The organism is Mucilaginibacter sp. BGA-UO-ETr-C110 (genome assembly GCF_059567985.1).
Genome location: NZ_JCAQPB010000002.1, coordinates 2,913,426 through 2,938,774, shown reverse-complemented (window position 1 = coordinate 2,938,774; position 25,349 = coordinate 2,913,426). Strand labels below are relative to the sequence as shown.

At 42.3% G+C, this 25,349-nt stretch carries 25 protein-coding genes; 13 read left to right on the top strand and 12 right to left on the bottom strand.

Going from position 1 to position 25,349, the window contains the following annotated elements:
* Window positions 1-177: 177 nt before the first annotated feature.
* A complete protein-coding gene (locus AC57BQ_RS12895; RefSeq protein WP_496406669.1) occupies window positions 178-3,471 on the bottom strand; it encodes a T9SS type A sorting domain-containing protein in 3,294 nt (1,097 codons plus the stop codon).
* A 229-nt stretch (window positions 3,472-3,700) separates the two neighbouring features.
* The gene (locus AC57BQ_RS12890) at window positions 3,701-5,206 is read right to left on the bottom strand and encodes an ATP-binding cassette domain-containing protein (RefSeq protein WP_496406668.1); all 1,506 of its coding nucleotides are present in this window, start codon (window positions 5,204-5,206) and stop codon (window positions 3,701-3,703) included.
* 280 nt (window positions 5,207-5,486) lie between these two features.
* On the opposite strand from AC57BQ_RS12890, the gene AC57BQ_RS12885 reads away from it, so the two are divergent.
* Complete coding sequence (locus tag AC57BQ_RS12885; RefSeq protein WP_496406667.1) at window positions 5,487-5,654, top strand: hypothetical protein; 168 nt, start codon at window positions 5,487-5,489, stop codon at window positions 5,652-5,654.
* A gap of 89 nt (window positions 5,655-5,743) precedes the next feature.
* The gene (locus AC57BQ_RS12880) at window positions 5,744-6,196 is read left to right on the top strand and encodes a ferritin-like domain-containing protein (RefSeq protein ID WP_496406666.1); all 453 of its coding nucleotides are present in this window, start codon (window positions 5,744-5,746) and stop codon (window positions 6,194-6,196) included.
* Between the two features lie 75 nt (window positions 6,197-6,271).
* Here AC57BQ_RS12880 and AC57BQ_RS12875 read toward each other — a convergent pair whose 3' ends face one another.
* From AC57BQ_RS12875 to AC57BQ_RS12855, 5 genes are all read right to left on the bottom strand, one after another.
* Window positions 6,272-6,715 (bottom strand): hypothetical protein, encoded by a 444-nt coding sequence (locus AC57BQ_RS12875; RefSeq protein WP_496406665.1) that lies wholly within the window; start codon window positions 6,713-6,715, stop codon window positions 6,272-6,274.
* Between the two features lie 116 nt (window positions 6,716-6,831).
* Window positions 6,832-7,038 carry a hypothetical protein gene (locus AC57BQ_RS12870; RefSeq protein WP_496406664.1) on the bottom strand — a complete coding sequence of 69 codons (207 nt, stop codon included), beginning with the start codon at window positions 7,036-7,038 and terminating at the stop codon, window positions 6,832-6,834.
* 178 nt (window positions 7,039-7,216) lie between these two features.
* Complete coding sequence (locus AC57BQ_RS12865; protein WP_496406663.1) at window positions 7,217-7,435, bottom strand: hypothetical protein; 219 nt, start codon at window positions 7,433-7,435, stop codon at window positions 7,217-7,219.
* A gap of 379 nt (window positions 7,436-7,814) precedes the next feature.
* Window positions 7,815-10,439, bottom strand: coding sequence for a phosphoenolpyruvate synthase (gene ppsA, locus AC57BQ_RS12860; RefSeq protein WP_496406662.1), 2,625 nt, complete (start codon window positions 10,437-10,439; stop codon window positions 7,815-7,817).
* A 324-nt stretch (window positions 10,440-10,763) separates the two neighbouring features.
* Window positions 10,764-10,955, bottom strand: a complete 192-nt coding sequence (locus tag AC57BQ_RS12855) for a hypothetical protein (protein ID WP_496406661.1) — start codon at window positions 10,953-10,955, stop codon at window positions 10,764-10,766.
* Between the two features lie 347 nt (window positions 10,956-11,302).
* Between AC57BQ_RS12855 and AC57BQ_RS12850 the strand changes: the two genes are divergently transcribed.
* A complete protein-coding gene (locus tag AC57BQ_RS12850; RefSeq protein ID WP_090468915.1) occupies window positions 11,303-11,872 on the top strand; it encodes an RNA polymerase sigma factor in 570 nt (189 codons plus the stop codon).
* A 17-nt stretch (window positions 11,873-11,889) separates the two neighbouring features.
* Window positions 11,890-12,996, top strand: a complete 1,107-nt coding sequence (locus tag AC57BQ_RS12845; protein WP_496406660.1) for a S1C family serine protease — start codon at window positions 11,890-11,892, stop codon at window positions 12,994-12,996.
* Window positions 12,997-13,180: 184 nt separating this feature from the next.
* Here AC57BQ_RS12845 and AC57BQ_RS12840 read toward each other — a convergent pair whose 3' ends face one another.
* Window positions 13,181-14,377, bottom strand: a complete 1,197-nt coding sequence (locus AC57BQ_RS12840; RefSeq protein WP_496409474.1) for an NADH-quinone oxidoreductase subunit D — start codon at window positions 14,375-14,377, stop codon at window positions 13,181-13,183.
* Between the two features lie 270 nt (window positions 14,378-14,647).
* The gene (locus tag AC57BQ_RS12835; RefSeq protein ID WP_496406659.1) at window positions 14,648-15,496 is read right to left on the bottom strand and encodes a cupin-like domain-containing protein; all 849 of its coding nucleotides are present in this window, start codon (window positions 15,494-15,496) and stop codon (window positions 14,648-14,650) included.
* Window positions 15,497-15,656: 160 nt separating this feature from the next.
* Between AC57BQ_RS12835 and AC57BQ_RS12830 the strand changes: the two genes are divergently transcribed.
* The 3 genes from AC57BQ_RS12830 (at window position 15,657) to AC57BQ_RS12820 (ending at window position 17,744) form a co-directional block, all read left to right on the top strand.
* Window positions 15,657-16,619, top strand: coding sequence for a glycosyltransferase family 2 protein (locus AC57BQ_RS12830; RefSeq protein ID WP_496406658.1), 963 nt, complete (start codon window positions 15,657-15,659; stop codon window positions 16,617-16,619).
* A gap of 1 nt (window position 16,620) precedes the next feature.
* A complete protein-coding gene (locus AC57BQ_RS12825) occupies window positions 16,621-17,076 on the top strand; it encodes a hypothetical protein (RefSeq protein ID WP_496406657.1) in 456 nt (151 codons plus the stop codon).
* Window positions 17,077-17,213: 137 nt separating this feature from the next.
* Entirely contained in the window at window positions 17,214-17,744 is a 531-nt protein-coding gene (locus AC57BQ_RS12820) for a hypothetical protein (protein ID WP_496406656.1), read from the top strand.
* Between the two features lie 137 nt (window positions 17,745-17,881).
* On the opposite strand, the gene AC57BQ_RS12815 is transcribed toward AC57BQ_RS12820, so the two are convergent.
* The gene (locus tag AC57BQ_RS12815; protein ID WP_496406655.1) at window positions 17,882-19,096 is read right to left on the bottom strand and encodes a BaiN/RdsA family NAD(P)/FAD-dependent oxidoreductase; all 1,215 of its coding nucleotides are present in this window, start codon (window positions 19,094-19,096) and stop codon (window positions 17,882-17,884) included.
* On the opposite strand from AC57BQ_RS12815, the gene AC57BQ_RS12810 reads away from it, so the two are divergent.
* Genes AC57BQ_RS12810 through AC57BQ_RS12800 form a run of 3 tightly spaced genes read left to right on the top strand, consistent with a single transcriptional unit; the run spans window position 19,095 to window position 20,715 of the window.
* On the top strand, window positions 19,095-19,709 hold the full coding sequence (locus AC57BQ_RS12810) for an NADH-quinone oxidoreductase subunit A (protein WP_496406654.1): 615 nt from the start codon (window positions 19,095-19,097) through the stop codon (window positions 19,707-19,709). The two genes, AC57BQ_RS12815 and AC57BQ_RS12810, sit on opposite strands and share 2 nt — an antisense overlap.
* Window positions 19,699-20,181: an NADH-quinone oxidoreductase subunit B gene (locus AC57BQ_RS12805; protein WP_496406653.1), complete on the top strand. Its 483-nt coding sequence runs from the start codon at window positions 19,699-19,701 to the stop codon at window positions 20,179-20,181. The genes AC57BQ_RS12810 and AC57BQ_RS12805 overlap by 11 nt, the downstream gene beginning before the upstream one ends.
* A 12-nt stretch (window positions 20,182-20,193) precedes the next feature.
* Window positions 20,194-20,715, top strand: a complete 522-nt coding sequence (locus AC57BQ_RS12800; protein ID WP_496406652.1) for a hypothetical protein — start codon at window positions 20,194-20,196, stop codon at window positions 20,713-20,715.
* Between the two features lie 210 nt (window positions 20,716-20,925).
* Here the strand turns inward: AC57BQ_RS12800 and AC57BQ_RS12795 are convergent, their stop codons facing one another.
* On the bottom strand, window positions 20,926-21,126 hold the full coding sequence (locus AC57BQ_RS12795; RefSeq protein ID WP_496406651.1) for a hypothetical protein: 201 nt from the start codon (window positions 21,124-21,126) through the stop codon (window positions 20,926-20,928).
* Between the two features lie 198 nt (window positions 21,127-21,324).
* Here AC57BQ_RS12795 and AC57BQ_RS12790 point away from each other — a divergent pair, with 198 nt between their 5' ends.
* The 3 genes from AC57BQ_RS12790 to AC57BQ_RS12780 are packed head-to-tail and all read left to right on the top strand — an operon-like array spanning window position 21,325 to window position 23,438.
* Entirely contained in the window at window positions 21,325-21,915 is a 591-nt protein-coding gene (locus AC57BQ_RS12790; RefSeq protein WP_496406650.1) for a TetR/AcrR family transcriptional regulator, read from the top strand.
* Between the two features lie 5 nt (window positions 21,916-21,920).
* Window positions 21,921-22,154 (top strand): hypothetical protein, encoded by a 234-nt coding sequence (locus AC57BQ_RS12785; protein WP_496406649.1) that lies wholly within the window; start codon window positions 21,921-21,923, stop codon window positions 22,152-22,154.
* Between the two features lie 9 nt (window positions 22,155-22,163).
* Window positions 22,164-23,438: an MFS transporter gene (locus tag AC57BQ_RS12780; RefSeq protein ID WP_496406648.1), complete on the top strand. Its 1,275-nt coding sequence runs from the start codon at window positions 22,164-22,166 to the stop codon at window positions 23,436-23,438.
* A gap of 261 nt (window positions 23,439-23,699) precedes the next feature.
* On the opposite strand, the gene AC57BQ_RS12775 is transcribed toward AC57BQ_RS12780, so the two are convergent.
* Window positions 23,700-24,836, bottom strand: coding sequence for an acyltransferase family protein (locus AC57BQ_RS12775; protein WP_496406647.1), 1,137 nt, complete (start codon window positions 24,834-24,836; stop codon window positions 23,700-23,702).
* Between the last annotated feature and the right edge of the window lie 513 nt (window positions 24,837-25,349).

Below are 25,349 nucleotides of genomic sequence, written 5' to 3'. Positions count from 1 at the left end.
TCGTTTAAGTTTCATTTTTACACCCTAAAGACATGTTAATCAGTGAATAAAATGAACAAAACGTATCTTTTTTAGTGAAAAAATTTAACATATGGGAGTTTGCTTCGTTATTCCGGAGATTAACTGATAACAGAGGATTTGAATATTTTGATGACCGGAATTTATGGGGATAAGATATTATTGCTTAAAGAATTTAGCGCTCCCGATGCGTTTACCTGTGGCAACATCAATAGCCTCTACAATATAAAGCCCTTTGGTAAGGTTGCCCACATTTTCCTGTACAGAATCGGTATCAGCAGTGGTTAGGGTTTTTACCAGGCCGCCGGTCGCGCTTATAATATTGACTTTGATATTATTACTGTAAGTTTTGCCTAGTTTAATATGGATGTCACCAGCTGTGCTGGAGGGGTATACCATGAATTTTAAAATATTCAGATCACCATTGTAATCAAATACGAGCGTTTTTGACATCTGGGTATCACCGGTTACCAGGCTTTGAGCCAGGCGATAAGTGATCTGCCCGGTACCTGGTGCAGGATCGGTAAAGGTATAGCTACCCGCGCCGGTTGATTGCAGGCTGTCGATCACTACAAATGACTTGCCTCCGTTAGTGCTTTTTTCAACCGCGAAACCTGTAAAATTGCTTTCATTGTCGGTTTTCCAGGTCAGCTGGATACCGCTGGTTACTTTACTGCCGCTAAAGCCTAATAGTTTATATTCATGCCCCGGAGCAATACCAATGCTCAGGTAAAAGCGATCGCGGGGATAACTGGCGGCGTTTTGATCGACATTAAAAGTATAAACAGGGTTATGCACCACATCTAAAGAGTCGTTGGTGTACTTATCTTTTAAATAGATGGTATAACGTTCGTCGATGTTTGATTTAATGGGCGAAGTGATCTTGTACTGGCCGAAATTCGAAAACGCTATAAATAAATTGATGCGTTTTAGTTTTTCCAGGTTACCAGTATAATTAACAAAACAACCAACAGAATCGGCAGATTGCGAATAAAAGAAATCACCCTGGCCCGATGCGGCTATGTATTGTGCATCTTCGCCTAGTACAAATTTAGCCTTGGAGTTTTTATCAAAAGCAATGTCGGCGGTATTCAGTATGTTGGTATCCCGCATCAGCTCCAAACGTAACCTGGGTATAGGGTCGGTATTGGTTTCGACAGATAACGGCGCTGCAACTGCTGCCTGCTGTACATTGTTTTTATCGGGACTAACGGCCAGTTGCTTGGCTACTACCGATGGGTTGCGTATCACATTAAACACCGGTTTGGTAGAAGCAGGTGATGTATACGAACTATAAGGCACTTTCATGGTTTCGTTAAAAATCAACGTTGTAGTTGCATTAGGTGCAGTTATAAAAAAGCCCTGCCCGGATACGGCAAACTTGCTGGCCCCGGCGGGTGGGGTACCGGCATTCGTAGCATCATAAACGGCATACGTGGTGGAGAAGCTGTTGGTACCGGTAGTGACATTTTTAACCAGCATATAATAAAACTTGTAGGCGTTACCATTAACAGAATAAACCTTTGACAGGTCGATAACCGAAGGGTAAGGGTTACCTACCAGGTTAAGTCCTTTTTTTGTCGGAGCAGAGCTGGCAAACGATAAATTGTTTGACAGTGTAACTGCTGATGAACTATAATAAGTTGGCGGTGTGGCTGGGAAATTAATGACACTCACGTTGAAAGCACCACTGGCACCCGCACCTTTATATACCGCGCCCGAAAAATTTAAAGTGGCATTATCTGGAGCAGGGAAGGGACTCACAAATACGGTGGAACTTGATACCCCCGTACGGCTGCCCCTGAAATAATATTCTAACCCATTGCCCATCGGTACGGTTTCGTTAATAGTAGCAAAGCCTTTAAATTCATTGCCTGTTACCAGGTTTGGGTTGCTTGTTAGTGGCGCATTTTCGTCATATATAAAAACTGACGGGTTGTTCTGAGGCGAGGTATCAAAACCATTGCCCGCACCACCCGGGCCACTAATATAGGTAGTTGCAAAAAATGGCAGCAGGTTATACGTACTGGCCGATGCATTGGCAACCGGCGAGGAAATAAGCATATAACGGCGCGGCCCTACTGATCCGCCCAAACCTCTTACGTAGCGTTGTACATTTATGGTGCCGGCAACCGTGGCTGTGATGGCGACGGCGCTGGCATCGGCGCTTAAACTGGCTATGCTGGCATCACCGGTACTGTTTGATAATAGTGTAAGACTGTTAGTTGCTGTAGCATCAACAGTCATGGTGGTATTGGCAGTTTTTAAAAAGGCCAATGTGCCCAGCGCGGCTATATCATTACGACCGCTTAAGGTAGTAGTGGCGGCGCACGAAGTAAGGTTATAGAACACTGTACCAATTGGTGATGCAGGCAAGGTTGTATTGACATATGCTCCTCCAGCGATGGTTTGCGTAGTGCCAGTTAACCGAACGGTATTGGTATTGGTAACAAAATCAATGGGCGAGCTGGCTGAGTTATCAATATTACCGGCAACGGTCAACAAACCGGATGAAACACTGGGACGTTTATTACCTGTGCTTGTAAATGTTAAATTTTGGTACAAGGCCGGGCTTATGTCTAAATTACTAATACCAGTTGTTGCGTATACTGTTTGTACACCCGCACCTGCATATGCGTAATTAACAGTTGATTGTCCGGTTCCTGTGCTGTTGTAAAAATCAATAGATCCTGCATAAGTTGATCCGGAAACAGGTGTTGTATTGATAGGATTTGCATTGGTGAGTATTAATGTAGCAGTGGAACCAGTAGGAGGATCGATACTAAATACAGGATTTCCTACACTGTTGCTGAGGCCAAGTATGCGAAACAGGGTGTTTTGTGTAAGTATTTGTCCGCCAATAGTAGTAGTTCCGCTTACTAATGAAAACCTTCCGTCAATTTCCCCCAATGGGATAACAAGGGCTACAACAGTAGTTGAATTAACAGTTACGTTTCCACTAACATTTAAATTTTGAAGAGTTACTATAAAATTTAAACTCGGGAAGATACCTAATAGGGCACTACCGGGGTTTGAATTATTGTTAATTTGGATAGAGCCGCAGTTAAGGGTGCCGGTACCGGATAGTGGAACCGAATAAGAAATTAATAAAGTTGGTTGCTGGGTAATGGAATTGGTTACATTTAAAGTGCCGTTCACCGTTAAAGGTACAGTGGTTAAACTTAGTATGACACCAAACGTAATAGACGCACAGGATACATTATCCCCGGCATTTACGATAGGAGGATTGGTGAAAAAAAGCAACGCACCAATGTTTACGTCATCAGTAGCGAGCGGTACTCCTGCAGGCGACCAATTAGCCCCGTTATTCCAGTTAGACACATCACCCGCGGCTCCGCCTGCCCATGATTTCGTAGCAGCTTTTACATCATTTTTTGCCTGTAAACCAAACACTACCAGCAGCAATATCAAATAACGCAAAAGGCTCTTCATAAAACACAGGTTTATAATCGCAAGTAATTCTTATCGGCTATTCAACTAATAAGTAATTTACAGGTTATTACGTGTGTTTTACTATAAGGATATAGTGTTTAAGGCAATGAACAAAATGAATAAATAAATGGTATTGAAAAGAAAAATCTGATACAGATCAATAAAATCGAATTTAACTATTAAGAAATGTTAAGCACCCGATACGGGCGTAGGTAGCGCATAATACCCATCAATTAGCCACCTTTCCTTTGTCGAGCTGTAATACTTTATCAACGCTATTGGGGATCTCATGCTGGTAGTGCGTTACGTAAATCAGGGTAACATTACTCAAACTGCAAATAGTATCAACCAGGTTTTTAAAATGAAGCTGCTGATGATCGTCCATACCCTGGCAGGGTTCATCAAAAATGAGCAAAGCCGGGTTTTTGATCAGCGCGCGGGCCAGTAAACATAAACGCTGGGCACTTGCAGGGATGTTTTTTAACAGGGTGCGGGCATAGCGGTCAATCTCTAGTGCCTTCATCCACCTCAAGGCAATGTCTGCCCGTTCTTTATTACTGGGTCTGAATAAACCCAAGGTATCATAATACCCTGATTCAATGACCTGCAAGCAGCTATTATCGGTAGGGAAATATTGGTGCAGCTCGGGCGATACAAAACCGATCTTCTTTTTTATATCCCAGATACTTTCGCCGCTGCCGCGTTTTTTGTCAAACAAAATAATGTTATTAGCATAAGCCTGTGGGTTATCCCCATTAATCAGGCTCAACAAAGTTGATTTACCCGCTCCGTTAGGGCCAAGCAGTGCCCACCTGTCGCCCGTTTCGATCTGCCAGTTTACATCATCCAATATTACCTTGTCGCCATATTGAATGTGCACCTTATCCATCGTCACTATCTGGTTAAAGGCAACCGGGTTTTTATTAATATTTAACAATGCAGTAAGTTCCTGCTTGTCAATACTGTCTGCTGTGTCGCCTGCAAATAGCTCCGGATTGAAGGCAGCCCTGGTGCTTTCGTGAATAATTTCTCCGCTTTTTAAAACCGCTACATGGGTAATGGCTTCGGGTATTTCATGTACCGATGTAGCAATAATGATGCTGATACCAGATGCGCTGATCTGCTCAATAATGCCATTAAATTCCTGCCTGGTTTTTACATCCAAACCGGTTAAGGGGTTATCGAGCAAGAGTAATACAGGGTTTTTGAGCAGGGCGGCGGCCAGCATTAAACGCTTGGTTTCGCCGTTGGAGAGTTTGATGAGCTGCTTATCACGTAAAGCATGCAGGTTTAACAGGGTAAGGATCTTGTCGGCTGTCCAGCTGATACCAGGACGTGGGATACTTTTAACCGATGATAAATAATCATCAACAGTTAAGGCATCTTCCGAATCTGACGAATTATACCGTTGCTGGTAATAAAAATCGCTAGTGTTTGATAAGTTCCGGAAATGATGCCTTGGTTCAACCAACGATATCAGCTTGCTATGTAAATTCTGACCATTTTCGGCAACCTGCAAACCCAAAACATCATCCTGAAAATAGTAGTTGATGGTGCCCCCGGTTACATTAAAGCGCCCTGCTATAGTTTGTAACAGGGCGCTTTTTCCTGAGCCGCTTTCGCCTATTAGTGCCCAGTGCTCACCTTTATTTATCTTGAAAGTAAGATCACTGAACAATGTATTGGTCAAAAATCTTACGGTAGCATTATTTATAGAGAAAAGTGTATTAAACATGGCTGTATAAGTAGGTTGTAAAAGTACTTATCTGCCTTAAAAAGGCAATACGTTTTATTTAAGTATTTCATAACGTATATGAAGACTTTGACTTTGGGATAAGGCTTGAAAAGGATGTGGCTATCGTATTACATGGCAAACAAATAGCTGTGCGCTACTGTATTAATATTATTGTTAACCAAATAAATCAATATATGAAACCATCATGAGCTAAGGTTTACAAACCGGAATGTATAAAACGGTTCATGATAGCTTCACCTTAAAAAAACAATTTATGCTGATGAAAAACGCACATTGGGTACTTATTGCCCTGTTACTGTTCACCATGAGTGGCTGTTCAGTGATTGAAGGGATATTTAAAGCTGGCGCCATTGTAGGCATTATAGCGGTGGTTGTGGTTATTCTGGTATTAATCTGGATCATCTCATTGTTCCGCGGCAAATCATAATGATATAATTTATAAATAAGATAAATTATTTATTTTAAATTAAACAATTTAATTCATTTAGATGTTGCTTTTGTATAAAACTTATAATTATGGAAAACACACAAGCAACAGCCGAGGTATTAAATGACCTGGTACAGATTAATAACGACCGCATTGAGGGATATCAACGCGCTTTGAAAGACTTGAAGGATAACGAGAGTGATCTTAAAGCACTTTTTACAACACTGATTGGCGATAGCCACCGGTTTAGGCTGGAACTGGGTACCGAAATTGAGGTATTAGGACAGGATATCGATACCGGAACAAGCACCAGCGGTAAAATTCACAGAACATGGCTTGATGTTAAAGCCGCGTTTACCGCTCACGATACCCATGATATACTGGAAGAATGCGAATTTGGAGAAGATGCTATTGTTAAAGCTTACCGCGAAGCTCTTGAAGAGGAACATTTATCAGCTCATTTACGCGAGGTAGTGAATACGCAATTGGATGAACTGCTGGATGCTCACGATGAAATAAAGGCGCTGCGCGACCGGGTTTAATAAAAAGATGATGCTCCTGTTATACAAAAAGACCGGCCAATAGCCGGTCTTTTTTATATCAATATGTTTTGCTGTTTAGTTTTCTGGCGATATACTTACGGATTTAACCTGCCAGCTTGTTTTTTCAGACCAATCGCCACCTGTGTAATTCATATCCACTACCCATGTTGAGTTTATGGTTTTGCCATCAATGTTCAATGCCTTTACGGTCGACCGGATCTGATAACTATCGGTTGCGGTGTCAATCAAGGGCTTAAAATCATGATCAGGAAACTGGGCCGTTGTGGGTTGTTTTAAATGATCCTTCACAATTCCCTGGGCCATACGAAAAGCTTCCTGGCCCGTAGGTTTACGGTTGAGATGTACCGTGCTGTTTTTACTAATGCCAAAAACTACCGCGATAAAAACAATAACTAAAGCAATGCTAAAAAGTGTGGCAGTTTTAATGTGCGGATGCCGGTGCCAGCCTATGTTTTTGCGTTCGTCCATACTAAGTAATTGCCATTCAGAATATTTCATATCGTATCAACTTACCATATGAAGCAATATCCGCACAAATTGTTTTGAAGATGAAAGGCACAAAAAAAACGCCCCGGTAAAACCAGGGCGTTTCTTTTTTTCTAAAAAATGAAAAATTATTTTTTAGTAGTGTCTTTTTTAGCGGTATCTGTTTTAGCTGAATCCGCTTTAGCTGAATCAACAGCAGTAGTTTTAGCAGAATCCATTTTAGCTGAGTCCATTTTAGCTGAATCAGCAGAACCTGCTGAACCAGAACCTTTACAAGCTGCGAAAGAAACAGCGATAGCTAATGCTAAGAAACCTAATTTGAATGAATTTTTCATGTTTAATTTTTAATAAGTGATTTAATAGTTTTCTTGTTAATACTGTAAACAAAAAAAGGTAACCCATAATTTTTAATAAAAAAATTACAGGTTACCCTTTATAAATTAACGAATAACTAAAAATCAATAAAAAGGGATCAGAATTTATATTTCTAACGCCTTTTATATTGCAGTATAATTATTTCTTAGTTGTATCTTTTTTAACTGAGTCAACAGCAGCAGCACCAGTTTTAGCAGTAGAGTCAACTTTAGTAGCTGAATCAGTTTTTGCAGAATCAACTTTAGCTGAATCAGCTTTAGCAGAATCAGCAGATGAAGCTGAACCAGAACCTTTACAAGCTGCGAAAGAAACAGCGATAGCTAATGCTAAGAAACCTAATTTGAAAGAATTTTTCATTTTGTTAGTTTTAAAATTTAAATATTTTGTGATCGTTTTCAGGAGTTAATACGGGTAAAGAGAAAAGGTAACCCACGTTTTTAAAAAAAAATAAAATATTTTTTGATGTTGGTAAATGGCTGCCATTTTCCTCAGGCAAACCGCTTTTAAGAATTTAGCGTGTTCTTGAGGAAGATAAAAGTTAAAAAGCAGAGGTCATGCCGAATTTATTTCGGCATCTCACTTGCAGGTAAGCACGGAGTACGGCTGCAACACGTAAGTCGCAGATCGCACAGGTGTGCATATCCTGTGGGATGCCGAAATAAATTCGGCATGACATGGTATTTTCCTTTGCTAAGGCCTTTCATCCAGAAATACGGTAATTCCTTCTACATCCACTTTATAGTATTTCTACATATCCCTCGGTTCCATTCACCCGGATCCGCTGCCCGTCTTTGATCAGTTTGGTGGCATTATCCAATCCAACAACCGCTGGTAGGCCATATTCACGTGCTATAACTGCACCATGGGTCATCAATCCGCCAACTTCGGTAACCAGCCCTTTGATGGATACAAACAATGGTGTCCAGCTGGGGTCGGTGAAAGAGGTCACTAATATATCTCCATCTTCCAGGTCAGCATCTTCCATGTTTAAAATGACACGTGCCCGTCCCTCTATAACTCCGGAAGAAACAGCCAGACCCGCGATAGCCCCGGCCGGGAGATCATCGTGTTTATATTTACCCCTAATGATTTCACCGTCAGACGTCATAATACGTGGCGGGTTTAGTTTTTCATATAATTTATACTCGTCTTTTCGTTTATCGATAAGATGATAATCCAGCTGGTGCGTTTCCACCGCTGCTCTGAGTTCTTCAAAGCTGAGATAGTAAATATCTTCTTTTGCATGAATAACGTTGGCTTGTATCAGTTGCTCGGCTTCTTTCCATAAAGCTTGTTTATAAACGAAGTATCTGCTAACTATCCCATATTTTGGATATTCACGATAACCTGCAAAATTCCGGATCAGGTCGATCATTCGTTTTGTTTCTTTGGCTTTTTGTTCGCCATCTGGTAATGGCGCCAGCCTGGCTAATAATTCTTGTTCTTTTTTCAAAGCTTCCTGCCGCCCTTGCTCAAATCTCCGGTTGCCGGCCCCTGGTTCAAAGTTTTTAATGTTATTGAGAATAGTGGGGACAATGGTAATTGGTTTTTCGCTCCAGCGGGTTTTTGTAATATCGATTTCCCCGGCACAGCGCATGCCGTATTTGTTGAGATAAGCATCAATAGTGTCCCGGATTTCCTGCCCGCCATCAAATTGAAGCAGTCCATCCAAAAAGTTATCATCTTCTACTTGTTGCAAATATTCAATTACTGCCGGGTAAGGGCGAATCACATCGGCAACATGCAATAGCTCCAGGCCCATTTCCGAAGTAATATTGTTTGGCACCGATTGAGCAAGCGTATCTCCCGCATTTTTCTCACCTAACCATTCGTTCATTTTTTCATTGATCCATAATAAAGCATTCATTCCGGTCATGATCACCTCAAAACTTTGTGAGTTAGCTGAGGCTTTTTTGAGTTGCTGGATATCTTCCAGGATAAAATCAAACACATCCGACCCTGATTTCAGCCGGATGTTTTGCTTCAATGATTCTATCCATGTTTGACTATTCTTGATCAGTTCAGAAACGATTGTTGGCTCATAGTCGTTAAGTGCCTGATAATCTCTATTCAGCACATTTTTAGCGGGGCCTGGTTCTTCTTTATCATCTGGCAATGGTTTTAAAAAATCTCCCCGCTCAATGATGCTTGTCAAGGCGTCTTTGATGAGCGGATCGGACTTCCCAAGAACATTTAACAGCGTGTGTCTGCCGGCAGGTGAAGCCAGCATTTGTGTAATATCAACAAACAACCTTCCACCGGCTGTGCGCATGTGTGCAGCAGTCGTTAACAGGAAAAAAGATAATCCCAATGGTTTCATGGCGTCAGTCATCATTTGCTGATGACCGACAGATACATACACGTGATTTTCCTGATCATCAGCTTCCGGAATGGGGTATAAAGTAGTGATGGGGCGGCTTTGTACAATATAAAATATTTCGCCGGCCAAACACCATTCAATATCCTGGGGGCGACCGAAGTGTGCTTCGATCTTTCTGCCGATGTTCTCCAGCTGTAGGATCTGTTCATCAGTCAGCGCTTGTTTATTCTGTTGCCCTGGTGCAATCTCCTGTTCTTTGGTACCACCATCTTTTAAGGCATAGATAGCCAGTTTCTTGGTGGATATCTTTTTATCGATGATCTGGCCCTTACGCACTTTATACAAATCGGCATTCACCAGGCCCGATACCATGGCCTCACCAAGCCCAAAACTGGCATCAATAGATAATACTTTCCGGTTACCGGTAACAGGATCGGCAGTAAATAAAATTCCCGCCGCCTCGGGGAAAACCATTTGCTGAACAACTACCGACAGGTGTACTTTACGATGATCAAAGCCGTTTTGAATGCGATAAGTTATTGCCCTATCGGTAAACAACGATGCCCAGCACTTACTGATATGTTTTAAGATAGCCTCTTTCCCGATAATATTCAAATAGGTATCCTGTTGTCCCGCAAAGGATGCCGTCGGTAAATCTTCGGCAGTTGCGCTTGATCGTACCGCGTAGGCATTTTTTTCATCAAGCCCGGAGAGGAAGCGGGTGATATCGTCATTAATATCCTGAGGAATGGTTATCCCTTCGATGGTCTTGCGAATCTCAGTACCAAGTTCACCGATCTTACCCTGGTCTTCTACCTTTAGAAGTGATAATTGGTCGAGTAACTCGTTAATAGACGGTGTTTCATTAATGACCTTTTTAAAAGCCTCGGTAGAAATACAAAAGCCATGTGGTACGTTGATACCTTCGATCCTGGAAAGCTCGCCCAGGTTTGCACCTTTACCCCCAACAAGGTTGAGTTTTGTTTTGTCGACATCCTGAAAATTAAATACAAATGAACCTTTACTGATAGTTTTCGCCATGTTTTTTTATTTGATTTACAATTGCTTTTAGTACGCCTGGAGAGGTGAATGTTTTAATAAAAAACAGCACCGAATATTCAAAAGTATCTGATAACCAATTGTTAAAAAAGCATTTTGCACTATATTTTTTTTCGCGCAATAATTGCCGCGAACATTGCGTTAACCTTACAACAAGTGACAAATAAAAAGACTCACTAAATGACAAAAGCCGCTCCCCAGAGCGGCTTTTTTAGGCTCTACCTAAACCCCTGTACAAACAACAAGTCCTGATTTATTCCAGGTATATTTTTGTACGCTTCGGTTTGATCCCGGACAGTTAGCTAATTATTTTTTAGTTGAATCGGGAAGAGCAGCTTTTGTCGAATCGGCAATGGCTTTTTTAGCCGAATCAACAGCAACTGCTTTGCCTGAATCAACCGGAGTTGAGTTAGCTGGAGCTTTTGAAGGAGGATCACAAGCAGTGAAAGAAACAGCGATTACTAATGCGGCCAGGCCGGTTTTAATTGAATTTTTCATTTTGGGTAAGTTTTAAATTTTAATTGTTTTTTGATGTTAATACAATGAAAACAAAAAGGTAACCTGCCTGGATTTTGGGGCAAAATAGGCTGCATATGCCAGGGTTGGCAGCTGTTTGACGAAATGTTTTTGAGGCCGGTTTTTTTTATTGCAGATTTGCCATCTTATAAAAAAGCAGGTTAAAATAGGCTTGGGTTACCTTGTTTGAATTATTGTATTAAAACGGATGAAACATTCGGGCGCATAATTGTTACAACACTAAATATCCGGGTTAATGCTAATAATTTATTTTAGATAAATTATTTTTTATAATGATGGGTTACAATTTCGTATAAATAGTATTAAGAGTGAATAAAGAGTTAAAAGCTTCGGCACCAACAGATAGCGAGATAGTTCTTGGTATACTTAACAACTCGGAAATAGTGTTAAAAAAGTTATACACTACCTATTTTCCGATGATACTACAGTTAATTGTCAATAACAACGGGGATGAGGATGATGCCAAAGATATTTACCAGGAAGCGATCATCGTTCTTTACAATAAGATCAAATCGGGCAAATTCGAACTAAGCAGTAAGCTTAAAACTTATATTTATTCGGTTTGCCGCAGGCTTTGGCTCAAAAGGCTTAGCCACATGAACAGGTACGGAGGCGATATTCGTGATTTTGAAGAGTACCTGCCTGTTGATGAAGAGGTTGATGATCATAATGAGCGGGACATACAGTTCAGTAAAATGGAAAGTGCCCTGCAATTGCTGGGCGAACCCTGCAAAACCATTATGGAAGATTTTTATATACATAACAGATCAATGCAGGATATCTGCGAACGTTTTGGCTATACCAATGCTGATAATGCCAAAACACAAAAATATAAATGCCTGCAAAGGCTGAAAAAGTTATTTTTTCAGCAGAAATAAGGAAGGAAAGCAAAGAGATGAGTGATCACCAACTTACGGAATTAATTGAAAGGTACCTTGACGGCAGTATGACCGCCGAAGAGCGTACCCAGTTTGAATTGCTCCGCAAAAATGATGCGACTGTAGAAAGCCGGGTTGCCGAGCATATGCAGTTTATTGGTTTACTAAAACAATATGGCGAACGCCTGGAGCTTGAAAAACGCTTGAACGCTATTCATGACGAGATTGATGTACATGCTTTGAAAGAAGAAGTAACCATCCATCCAACCTGGGTAGTGCGCATGTGGAGGCACCATCATTCTAAAATATCGGTAGCAGCATCCATAGCTATTTTCGCTATTTTGGGTACCCTGTTCTTTACCGGTAAACTGAATAACCACGAATCGAACTTTGAGCAGTTAAGCCAGGAGATCGGTAAGATCAAACAGTCGCAGGCAACACTGAATACCCGTACCAATAGCATCATAAATGATATAAAAGGAAGTAAGAGACCAATTAACCCCGGCAATTTCAGAGGTACCGGTTTCGCACTTTCGTCAAACGGGTATATTGTTACCAATTACCATGTTATTAAAGACGCGGATTCTGTATATGTTCAAAATGCTGCCGGCGAATCATTCCACAGCAAAGTAATTTATACCGAACCAGGTAACGATATTGCTATACTACAGATAAATGATGATGCCTTTGAAGGACTGGGCTCTATACCATATAGCTTTAAACGTTCATCAACAGATCTTGGTGAAAACGTATTCACCTTCGGTTATCCGGGTGGTACGGTGGTTTTTGGCCCGGGTGCATTAACATCAGCCACCGGTTATCAGGGCGATACAACCGAATACCAGGTTTCTATACCGGTTAACCCAGGAAATAGCGGTGGTCCCTTACTGGATGATAAGGGAAATGTGATCGGTATCATCAACGCCAAACAGACACAGGTAGCAGGAGCAGCATTCGCGGTAAAATCAGCGTATCTGTTAAAAGCTATCCAGAATATACCATCTGATTCATTAAGCAAATCATTAACCTTAAATACCAAAAACACGCTGGCCGGTTTAAGTCGTACCCAGCAGTTAAAGAAACTTAAAAACTATGTTTTCATGGTTAAGGTTTACAATCAATAATTAGCCCAATCCAATAAAAGTTAATATATTAAAATGAAAAGGAGGTACCGTAAGGTGCCTCTTTTTTTGTTTCGGATAAAATATAGTAAGGGTCATCCTGAACTTGTTTCAGGATCTCTCAAGATGTTCGTACCTGCTTATGGGATGCTGAAACAAGTTCAGCATGACTTGTTTGGGATTTTGTTTACCTATCCACCTCACCCAACACAAAATCAATAGAACCTACAATGGCTATCAGATCGGCGATGAGTACGCCTTTGGATATTTCGGGCAGTACGGAAAGATTATTAAAACTTGGTCCGCGCGATTTTACACGGGTAGGGATCTCGGATTTGCCGTCGGCCATAAAGTAAAAGCCCAGCTCGCCTTTGGCACCCTCGCAGCGTACATAGTAATCCTGTGCTTTAGGAATAGTTTTACGCGGCATTTTAGCCCGGGGGTCAAAATCGGGTGTGCGTTTCAGTTCGTTTTGCAGGCGGTCGAGGCATTGTTCTACTATCCGTAGGGATTGCTCGATCTCATCCACACGCACCTTGTAGCGGTCCCAGCAGTCGCCTACAGTACCCATAAGACCAGTACCAACCGGGATTTCAAAATCAAGCTCGGGATAAGCCGAGTAATTATCAATGCGCCGCAAGTCCCATTTCAAGCCCGATGCCCTTAGCATAGGACCTGAGCAGCCGTAGTTAATGGCCACATCAAGCGGCAACACACCCACATTGGCTGTGCGCGATATAAACACCTGGTTATCGGTAAGCAGCTGGTTAAGCTCCACCATTTTGGGTTTAAAGTATTCCACAAACTCGCGGCAGCGTTCCTCGAAACCTACCGGCAGATCGTAAAACAAGCCGCCAACCCATATATAATTGTATAGCATGCGCGAGCCCGAAACCCACTCCAGCATACCCATAATATGTTCGCGGTCCCTAAAGCACCATAAAAAGGGAGTAAAAGCGCCTATATCAATACCGTAAGTGCCAATAGCTATCAGGTGCGAGGCAATGCGGTTAAGCTCGCAAACCAGTACCCGGATGTACTCTACCCGTTTAGGGATATCTTTATCAATACCCATCATCCGTTCCACACCCATCACAAAAGCGTGACTGTTGTTCATGGATGCCAGGTAGTCCATCCTGTCGGTAAAGGGAATGGTTTGCTGGTAGGTTAATGACTCGGCATGTTTCTCGAAACAGCGGTGCAGGTAACCGATGTGCGGGATCACCTCTTTTACAATTTCGCCATCGGTGATCAGCTCCAAACGCAAAACACCATGAGTAGACGGATGTTGCGGGCCCATATTAAGCACCATATCTTCCACGCTGGCTTCAGCTATTTTTTTATAGTAGTTATTTAAAGCTTCTTCGTATTTGGGATTTGTGATAACCAATGTTGTATGCTGTTTTGTAGGTTTCAAAAATCAACATTTTTTTGGTTTTATCGGGATAAAAATCTATAAAAATTGTAGTCTTTACGGGTAGACATGCCGAAACAGGTAATTAGAAACACACGTCATTGCGAGGTACGAAGCAATCTCTATGCTATACAGAGTGAATAGAATTGCATGAGTGCTCTGCTTACGTAGAGATTGCTTCGTACCTCGCAATGACGTGTGGGGTAAGGGAATAAATTAACGCAGACTGGGTGAGTCGACTTATTTCCCCCTCAAAGCTTCGCCAATTTTACAGCTTTGTGTAGCCACCGCGGCGTAGGCATACATGGCAACGGCCTTTAGTTTACTATCGCGTTTTTTAAAGGTCCACACATCTTTCATAAATTCCTTGTGGTTTTTGCTGTTCAGGGTATCAAAAGCAACAGAGATGGTAGGTGTAAGCGAGTAAGCCGTATGCCAGGTACCAAAAGGGATGAACAAAGTTTCGCCGGGGCCAACCACAAAATTAATGGGTGTAGCATCTTTAAACAGCGGGTATTTCTCATAATCCGGCTCAAAAACATTGAGTTCCGAGCGCCAGGGATCATCCGGACGAGGGTAAAGCAAATGTTCCTGTCCGCGTGGGAAAACGGTGAAACGCTTTTCGCCATACAACTGGGTTATCCAGGCATTCAGGTGGTAATAATCTATATGCATGTACGGGAACCTGCCGCCCGGGCCACCCACAAACATTTCGGTAGCGCCGCCCCATTTGCCAATGCTGAACATTTTATTCTTCAGCCAGTTGGGCGATGCATAGTTCAGGTCGAGCGGATCAAGCAGGGGTAATACTTCGGGCAGGGTGCTGGGGATATCAAATATGATAGGGTAGGGCGCAGGCTTATCCTCGGTAGCGGCCTCCACCATATCCATCACCTGCTGCATGGTATAAGTATTGCCCCGGCAATCGGTCTTACGGTCGGGGTAATTTTCCCGGAACCAATCCGGACTAAACAGTCCGTTAGCCTTCCACACTTTGGCAGCATTGGTAAACACCAGCGGTATGCCGGGTTTATAATGCTCTTCCATAAACTCCTCGTAGGTAATGTTGTCTCTTCTAATGATATCCATGTTTAAACTGATTGCAGGGTGATACAGGTTTAGTAAAAGTTTAAGCTCTTAGCTAATAATTAATTGATTCCTTTAAAATTGGGAGGTAGATGGGATTGAACTCTGTTACGCAAAATACGAGTTGAAGGTTGTAAAATATCATGAAGATTGGGTGAACAAAATGCACAAGCTAATTTTTGGCTGTAATAATTATCCATTTACTTTTACCAAAATTATCCCCTGTTTAAATACCTTTGGCTTAATGAAAGTATCCGGATTTACCTTTATCAGAAACGCGGTTAAAAACGACTATCCCATTGTTGAAGCTATCAGCTCCATTTTGCCGCTGTGCGATGAGTTTATTGTGATGTCCGGAAACTCTGATGATGGTACCCGGGAATTGATCGAGGCCATCGGTTCGCCAAAGATCAGGATCATTGATTCGGTTTGGGATGACACTTTAAAAGATGGCGGACGTGTGTTTGCTGTGGAGACCGACAAAGCCTTTGATGCCATATCGCCGGATACTGACTGGGCTTTCTACATCCAGGGTGACGAAGCCGTGCACGAAAAATATCACCCGCTCATCAAAAAAGAAATGGAGGAGGCGCTGAACAAACCCAACATCGAGGGCCTGCTGTTTAAATACTTACACTTTTATGGCTCGTATGATTATTATGGCGATTCCAGGCGTTGGTACCGGCGCGAGATCCGCCTGTTGAAGAACATCAAAGGGATCCGGGCCTATCGCGACGCGCAGGGTTTCAGGCTTAACGACCGTAAGATCAAGGTAAAACTCATCGATGCTTATATCTACCACTACGGCTGGGCCAAACCACCGCAGGGACTGAATAACAAGATCCGCAACTTCAATAAGTTTTACCACGACGATGCCTGGATGGAGCAAAACCTGCCCGAAACCTACGAGTTTGACTATGGCAATGCCGATAAATTGGTACACTTTACGGGCACACACCCGGCGCCCATACAAAAACGCATAGCCGCCACCAACTGGAAGATCGATTTCAGTACCAAGGCATTGCGCAAAAACATGACCTTCCGTCGTAAATTCCTGCAAAGGGTGGAACAGCTGACCGGCTGGCGTATTGGCGAGTACCGGAATTATGAAATAGTAGAACGGTAAAATGGCGCAATTTTTTGATATCAACAACCGGGCAGAACTACGCCGGTTATTATTGTCGCTTAAACCCGATACCACACCCATTTGGGGTAAAATGAGAGCTCAGCAAATGGTAGAACACCTGGTTGACCAGGTAGAATGGACAAACGGGAAAAAAACACCTTTTTGTGAACAGCCGGCCGACAAGGCTTATCAAATGAAACAGCTAATGGTATACTCCGACAAGGAGATCGGGCGAAATGTAGTTTTTCAAGAACCGCCTGAGCATTACCAGTTCCCCGATATAGCAAGCGCTGTTAACCAATTGATGCAGGAACTGGAAGCCTTCGACCGTTATTTTGAACAACCCGGCGCCATCGCCATCCACGGCGGCTTCGGCCCCATGAACCACCACGAATGGGTTATATGGCACGGCAAGCACTTTACCCATCATTTAAAACAGTTTGGGTTGATAAAGTAATTAAGAACACACCCCTGCTACTACACCATCCAACGCGCCCCCTCTCAAGAGGGGAACTGAAAAATGTTCGAGCAATTTCTATCATCATGAAAACGTTCATTAGAAATTAATAGTTTTGTTAGCCAGCCTATCGCTAAGTGAAAAAAGTAAAAAGTCTAAAACCATTTATTTATTACGAAGATCTTAAACCTTGGGAAGTTGTTTCCATATGGTTTTATGCTGTTGCTACATTGTTTGTTGCTTTGACGTATATTTTAAGTAATCCTGAAATTAAAGAGGTAACGATCATCATGTATATTGTTTTGACACAATTACTGATGTATTCTTTTTTATATACCTCATTAAGGAATTTTAGGTCATATTTAATTTGGTGTGGTTTCGGCGTAGTGCATGTGATTCTTTATTTATTTTTTAAATGGATTCCCGGGATAAATACACAAAAGGGAAACCCATCCACAGGATTAGTGAATACGCTTATATTACTATTGCTTTTTCAATTACTCAGATATATAAGCCGGAAAGTACAGCATCGCGAATTTGTTGCACCGGCAAAAGGGGGCGGTCCTGATTTAATTGAAAACAAAAAGGTAAGCCTTGCAGATTTTACAGTTTTTATAATTTACATGGCATCGTGGTTTGGTCTTACTGTGCTTGCTTTATCACACTAAAATAACGAGCGAGCGCAAGTAAAATAGAATAAAAAAGTGGGCTGTCACCCTGAGCTTGTCGAAGGGCGTGCGCAGAGGCCTATCCACCATGCTTCGACGGAGCTCAACATGACACCCCTTCTCTACATGGTATCGACTCAAATATTCTGCGCAATCACAAAACCACTGGCCCAGGCCCATTGAAAATTGTAGCCACCCAGCCAGCCGGTAACATCCACGCATTCGCCGCCGAAGAACAGGCCTGGAACTTTTTTGGCTTCCAGTGTTTTGGAGGATAGTTCATCGGTGGATACGCCGCCGCGCATTACTTCGGCTTTGTCGTAGCCTTTATCGCCGGCGGGTTTTACCTTAAACTCGTGGATCAGCTCGCTGATGTTCTCGATATCGGTTTTGGTGAGCGAGGCCAGGTTTTTCTCTACCGGTAGTTTATCGCTCAAGGCTTCGGCAAATTTGCGGGTGTATAAGCCCGCCAAATAAGCAAGCAGCATCTTTTTGCCGTTCACTTCTTTTTCCTGCAGCAGCAGATCGGCTATATTTTGGTTGGGGAGCAAATCGATATTGATGTATTCGCCGGGTTTCCAGTAGGAGGAGATCTGTAGGATGGCCGGACCGCTCAGGCCCCAATGCGTAAACAGGATGTTTTCTTCAAAGCTGATCCTGTCGTTCCACACCCTACAAAAAATACTGTTGCCACTCAGCTGCTCGTACCAGGGCTGATCTTTCCCGGTAATGGTAAGGGGTACCAGGGCAGGGGCTGTATCCACAATTTTAAGGTCGAACTGGCGCGCCGTACGCAACCCAAAATCGGTAGCACCCATTTTGGGGATAGGCAAACCGCCCGCGGCAATCACCACGCTGGGTGCGCTGATATATTCCTGCCGGCCGTTAACTTCGGCCCTAACGGTAAAACCATCGTCGGTTTTTTCCACCATTTTAACCTCGGCATCGCACCAGATCTCCTGGTCCATATCGGCGCACAGATCAATAAAAACCTGCACCACATCTTTAGCCTTATCACTCACCGGGAAAAGCTGACCCAGCGTTTTCTCCTTGCCTTCAATACCATACGTTTCAAAAAAGATGATGGTATCTTCCACCGTCCATTGTGAAAAGGCTGACTTGCAGAAATGCGGGTTTTGCGATATAAACTGCTGATCGGTAGCGTACATATTGGTGTAATTGCACCTACCGCCCCCGCTGATGAGGATCTTGGCGCCCACGCGGTCGGCCTTTTCCAGTATCAGCGTACGCTTACCCAAAAAGCCCGCCTGCACAGCACACATGAGCCCGCAGGCGCCGCCGCCAATAATTATTGCATCAAAATGGGTTTGTTTTGTTAAATTTGTAGTCATGACCGATGTTTCGCAAATATCAGAATTTGGAAAGATACTCATCTTTCTGATCACCGGAATAATAATGGTATGTGTAATATTTTTTATTAACCGCCTGCTTGCTCCTAAAAATCCGAATTACGAGAAATTAACCTCGTACGAATGCGGCGAAGAACCCACCGGCAATGCCTGGCTGCCCTTCAATTCCCGGTTTTATGTTATAGCCCTGATATTCTTGCTGTTTGATGTGGAAATGGTGTTCATTTTCCCATGGGCAACCGTATTTGGCAGCCATGAAATTATAGCGCAGGACGCCCGCTGGGGTTGGTTCTCGCTGACCGAAATGTTTATTTTTTTAAGCATCCTGATATTGGGCCTGGTTTACGTTTGGCGCAAAGGCGACCTGGAATGGATAAAAGCCAAGCCCGTGGTGCCAGTTACCGATGTAACCATTCCTGCTTCGCTGTACGAGCAGCTAAATATGGAGCAGGGAAAATTTGTTGTGAAACCCTTTAGCATGGGTAATGAGCCGGTAATTGCCGAAACAGCTGTTGCAGAAGCTCCCGCCGAAGCCGCGCCTATCCGGAAACCGATGTTTAAACCCACCTTTAAAAAGCCAACTAATGAGCAGTGATATAACGAGTGAAAGCGGCGGTGTTGTAGTAACCAAACTGGACGATCTGCTCAACTGGGCACGTTTGTCGTCCCTGTGGCCTTTAAGCTTTGGGATTGCCTGCTGCGCGATTGAGATGATGGGTTCTATGGCATCTACCTATGATCTGGACCGTTTTGGCGTTTTCCCGCGCCCATCAGCCCGCCAGGCCGATGTGATCATTATTGCAGGTACCGTTACCTTTAAAATGGCCGAACGCATTAAACGCCTGTACGAACAAATGCCCGAGCCTAAATATGTGATATCGATGGGCTCCTGCTCCAATTGCGGCGGTCCGTACTGGCAGCACGGTTACCACGTAGTAAAAGGGGTTGACAGAGTGATCCCTGTGGATGTATACGTACAAGGCTGCCCGCCCCGCCCCGAAGCCCTCATCGGCTCGATCCTGGAACTGCAAAAGAAAATTGAGCAGGAACATTGGGTGAGGGGGTAATACTAAGAACTCATGCCTAAACGTAGAACCACAAAAAAGCCACCGTTTTATTTTGAGGAGCTGAACTCCTGGGATAAGGGCGCTATTGGGCTTTATGGCTTAGCCTCCATTGTGTTTATCATATATAACTATTTGGGAGCAAATGAATACAAGAAAGATTTTCTGATCTTTTATACTATTCCTTCACAGATATTTATTTATGCCTTTAATTACAGATCATTGCGAAATCTGAAATCGTTTTTTATTTGGTATGGGTTTGGTACGCTACACATAGTTTTTTACCTTTTAATAAAAAATAACGATGTGTACGGCGGGACAAGCGGAGTTTTATTAAACACCGTGATTTTACTGCTGATATATCAGGTATTAAGAATAATAAGCCTAAAAGTTCAGCATCAGGAATTAGCGATACCAACAAGGGGTGGTATAGATCTGCTTGATAATAGGGCTATTACTTTTTTAGATTTTGTGTTAATTGCGGTCTATTTTGGAAGCGTGGGTGGTTTAACCGTATTAGCCGTATCTGTTAAATGATGCTTCCCGCAGTCGCTCGGCTCCAGCCGAGTGACCGTTATTACCCGGCCTCCGGCCGCTGTAAAAAGCAAGGCTATATCTAAATCTCAGGCCAGAGGCCTGCAAATAATCGTCACTCGGCTGGAGCCGAGCGACTGCGTATAAATTTCGTCCCCTAAGGTTCACTTGAAAGAGATCCTGAGGGGAAGAAATTTACTGCTGTAGTTTAGCTTAACCCCTGCAACCGCACCAGCATGGGTTTTCAGAGCATCTGCATATCTCGCCTCCCACACAGGTAATGCTGGTATTGCAGCCACCCTGGTTAATACTGCAGGTAGGACCGCTGGCGCCACCGGTTACACTTTTCAATTGTGCCCTTGTAAGTGCTTCGGTAGCACCAAGCCCTAAAGCTTTCAATTTTAAATTTTTCATGGTGTTTGTTTTAAAATGATGGTTCATTTACTTGCTTTTAAAGGTAGAGCGGTAATGTTACTTTATAGTAAATTGACCATGGTGTTTTTCGACAAAGGTTAAGAACTTGCAGAAAACGTCTGTTTCACATTGTCAAAATAGTCACATAAATAAAACATCATCATAAATGAATGAATATTTATTTATCTTTGAGCCGTTATGCGATCAAGAAACACAGATAAGGAAGAATTGGTAAAGCAAAAAGCTATCGAGCTCATCATCAAAGATGGTTTAGAAGGCTTTAGTATGAATAAACTGGCCAAGGCTTGTAATATTTCGGTAGCTACGCCCTATATATATTATAAAGACCGTGACGACCTGATCATGAAAGTGGCTATGGAGGAACTGAGAGTGATGGAAGAAGCTTTTATCAAAGACTTTGATCCGGAAGAGCCATTTGAACAAGGCTTGCGTAAGCAATGGGAAAACCGTTACCGTTACGCCAGGGAAAACCCCGGGATGAACCAGTTTTTTGATCAGCTGCGCAGTTCAAGTTACCAGGAAGAGTTTCTTGCGGGCTTTATGACCGGCTTTATCAGTGCCATGACAAGGTTTATGAACAATATTACGGAGCGCGGCGAGATAGAAACTATGCCTTTTGAGGTGTATTGGTCAATCGCGTATGGTACTTTATATAACCTCATCCGCTTTGATATGGAGGGAAAAAGCCTGGGTGGTAAGCCCTTTAAAATGACCGACGAAATACTCTGGAGGGCGTTTGACCTGGTTGTGAAATCTCTAAAAAAGTAAAACTGATGGAAACGGCTTTAAATTTTGATCATATCCTGCTGTTTAAAACCAGCATCAGCAGCAATAAGGGTAAACAGCTGCTGCATACTATACTGGATAAGCATCCCTCGGTACAATGCTGGAATATAGACATGGAGGATAGCGACTATGTATTGCGGATCATATCAGAAACACTGTCGCATACACAAATTATTGAAATCATAAACTATCACGGCTACCAGTGCTGTGAACTAATTTAAAATTAAACTATGGACAATCAACAACCGGTAGCTTTTACAGGTTACCAAAAACTCATTATATTTTTACTGGCTATCACCCAGTTTACCGTGATACTTGATTTTATGGTGATGTCGCCCCTGGGCGATATATTGATGAAATCGCTTAACCTGAAACCCTCGGCCTTTGGCATTGCCGTATCGGCTTATGCGTTTAGCGCGGGTATATCGGGCTTGTTAACCGCCGGCTTTGCCGATAAGTTTGATCGTAAAAAGCTGTTGCTATTCTTTTACCTGGGCTTTATTGCCGGTACTGTTTTTTGCGGTTTGGCACAATCTTATGCCATGCTGGTTGCCGCGCGTATCATTACCGGCCTGTTTGGTGGGGTTATCGGTTCCATATCCATGGCTATCATTACCGATTTGTTTGTCCTGCAGCAACGCGGACGTGTGATGGGTTTTGTACAGATGGGCTTTGGCGCAAGTCAGGTTCTTGGGATCCCTATCGGTCTTTATTTAGCCAATGCCTGGGGTTGGAAAGCTCCATTCTGGATGGTGGCACTGTTAAGCATCAGCATTGCAGCTTTAATAGCCATTAAAATGAAACCCGTGATAGCCCATTTACTCATCAAGACCGAAAAATCGGCTTTTAAACATTTGTTACATACGGTTACCAAAAGCAATTATCGCATAGGCTTCGCGGCTACAGCGTTGCTTTCAATAGGTGGTTTTATGATGATGCCTTTCGGCAGCGCTTTTGCTATCAATAACCTGGGGTTAACCAACGGGCAATTGCCTATACTGTTTATGGTATCGGGCCTGAGTGCATTGGTAATTATGCCATTGGTGGGTAAACTGAGCGATAAGATCAGCAAGTTTAAAATATTTGCAATTGCCACCACATGGATGATGTTTATGTGCGTGTTGTATACCAATTTGGGTGTTACTGCGTTTCCAATGGTTATTTTTTACAATATATTAATGATGATGGGCGTGATGAGCAGGATGATACCTTCATCGGCCTTAACCAGCGCCATACCCGATATGGCCGACCGTGGGGCTTTCATGAGCATCAACGCCTCTTTACAGCAAATTGCAGGCGGTGTTGCCGCTGCAGTTGCGGGCATGATTGTAACGCAGCCGGGCAAAGGCGCGCCGCTGCAGCATTATAACATAGTAGGCTATGTAATTGTAGGGATATCCATCATCGCCATCCTTTTAATGCGCAGGGTTGATAATCTTACTAAAAAGAAAGTCGAAAGCGGCAAATCGATTACCCCCGATGAAGTTATAATTTTGGAAGGGTAAACTTTTCCCTGTTAAATTTCATGCATTTATATCAACAGCCCGGGTGCCTTTTAACAGGTATCCGGGCTGTTTTATTAAGCGGAAAAAGAAAACAAAAACCGACCGTTGGTAAGATTTCTAAGCATAGATTTTAGCTAACCGGAATAAAAAACAAAAAAGTGTACTTATAACTTAGAATGAAAATGCCGCGTTCTATTATCAACTCTTGCAGTTAATAAATATGCATTATCGGTATGGGTTATTATGCCATTCCTTGTCTCACTAATCTCTTGAAGGAATGATTGTAAATTTTCTTTTCAGCTTTAGAAATGGTTTTTCAAAAAAATTGTAAGATAATAACGATACAATTACCGTAGCAAGGAAAGCTATCACAAAGCCAATATCATTTTGCCATTCCAACAAGCCTATCATTTTACTAAAAAGAGTTAATTCATCCTTAAATATATTATAAACCAACCAAAAAATTGTGATGTGGAATACGTACATACCATAGGATATTCGACCCAGATACACAAACGGAGAAAGCTTGTTTTTTAATTTGATCCCATATAATGATAAAAAAAATGATGCAACACCCGCAAGTATCAAAACCCAACCACAAATAGCTTGCGGAATAGTTGAAAGATGTGGAGAATCTGCATGAACTTCACAGACCATTGAAGCCAACAACCAGCATATCAGGCCAAATATAAAAAGTATAATTCTTGGAAATATTTGCCATTTTGGTTGCCAGCCCTTTAAAAAAACGGAAAAAAGAATCCCTGCTGCAAAAAATTGAAATTGAACAAAGCTGTTTGTCCATTCACCGCTAAATCCTTTTGTGGGTTTTTGAGCATAGTAAATAACAGCCGTGTAAGCTCCTATAAGTGCGAGGAATGAAAAAGCTTTCAGTCCTCGTTTGCCTCCAAAGAATACGACTAACGGAAGTAAAATGTAAAGCTGTTCTTCAACAGAAATACTCCAAAGAGGATTAATGGGGTAAGAAGGAAGCCAATCATTAAAAGTAATATACCAGTTGCCAGAAAATAAACTGAATGCAAGTTGTGTTCCGGATGATATGTATCCAAATTTGTCTGAAAGGTGTGTAACTAATACCATCCCAAAAAAGAAGGTAAAATACAATGGCCAAATACGAAGAATACGTCTGATATAAAAAGACTTTACATTGATTTTTCCGAATTGGTCTTGTTCTTTAGTAAGTAATTCTGTTATTAAAAAAGCACTGAGAAAAAAGAAAAGCGGTACTCCGAAAACGCCAATCAAACTAATATGGTATCCCCAATAATATTGTGCCGGGTCAATTGGTGCCAGGTCCATTCGGTGTGTGAAGAATACAAATAAAAATGCACAAAGCCGTAGCAAATCTAACTCGGGTTTATAATACCTTGTTGGCGTCATATAATAATTTTATTGAGGATAATATATAAAAACTTTAGTTCTCGTCAGGTCTGCAAATGGAGATCCGCTGCTCCCATAGATCAAAATTTGACGCCACGTAACAAAACATATTTCAGTTCAGGTACTGGTTCAGTAATTCCCGGCAAGCTAACAAATACTCGTGAAAAAAAAATCCTACTAAAATTTGTGGCAGACCTTTAAGCTATGTTCTTTTTTCAGAACCAGCCGGCCAAATTATCGAAATGAACATCACCTGCTTGGTTTTAAAAGACTTTTTTTACACAAATCCGACTTGCAAAAAAATAATCACCATAATGCGAAAATACTTAATTGACTTTCTCCCAAGTTTTCCGATTGATCAGGTAGGTGGTTATCTGAAGGTCAATCAGCTGGATCTTTTTAAATCACGTAAATCCTGTCAGAAATTTGTTAAAACGATGGTTATGAAGTGAATTTAGAGAATTTTTGAGACTGTTTTTGATCGATTCTGGAGTCGAAAAATGTTAAAATTTA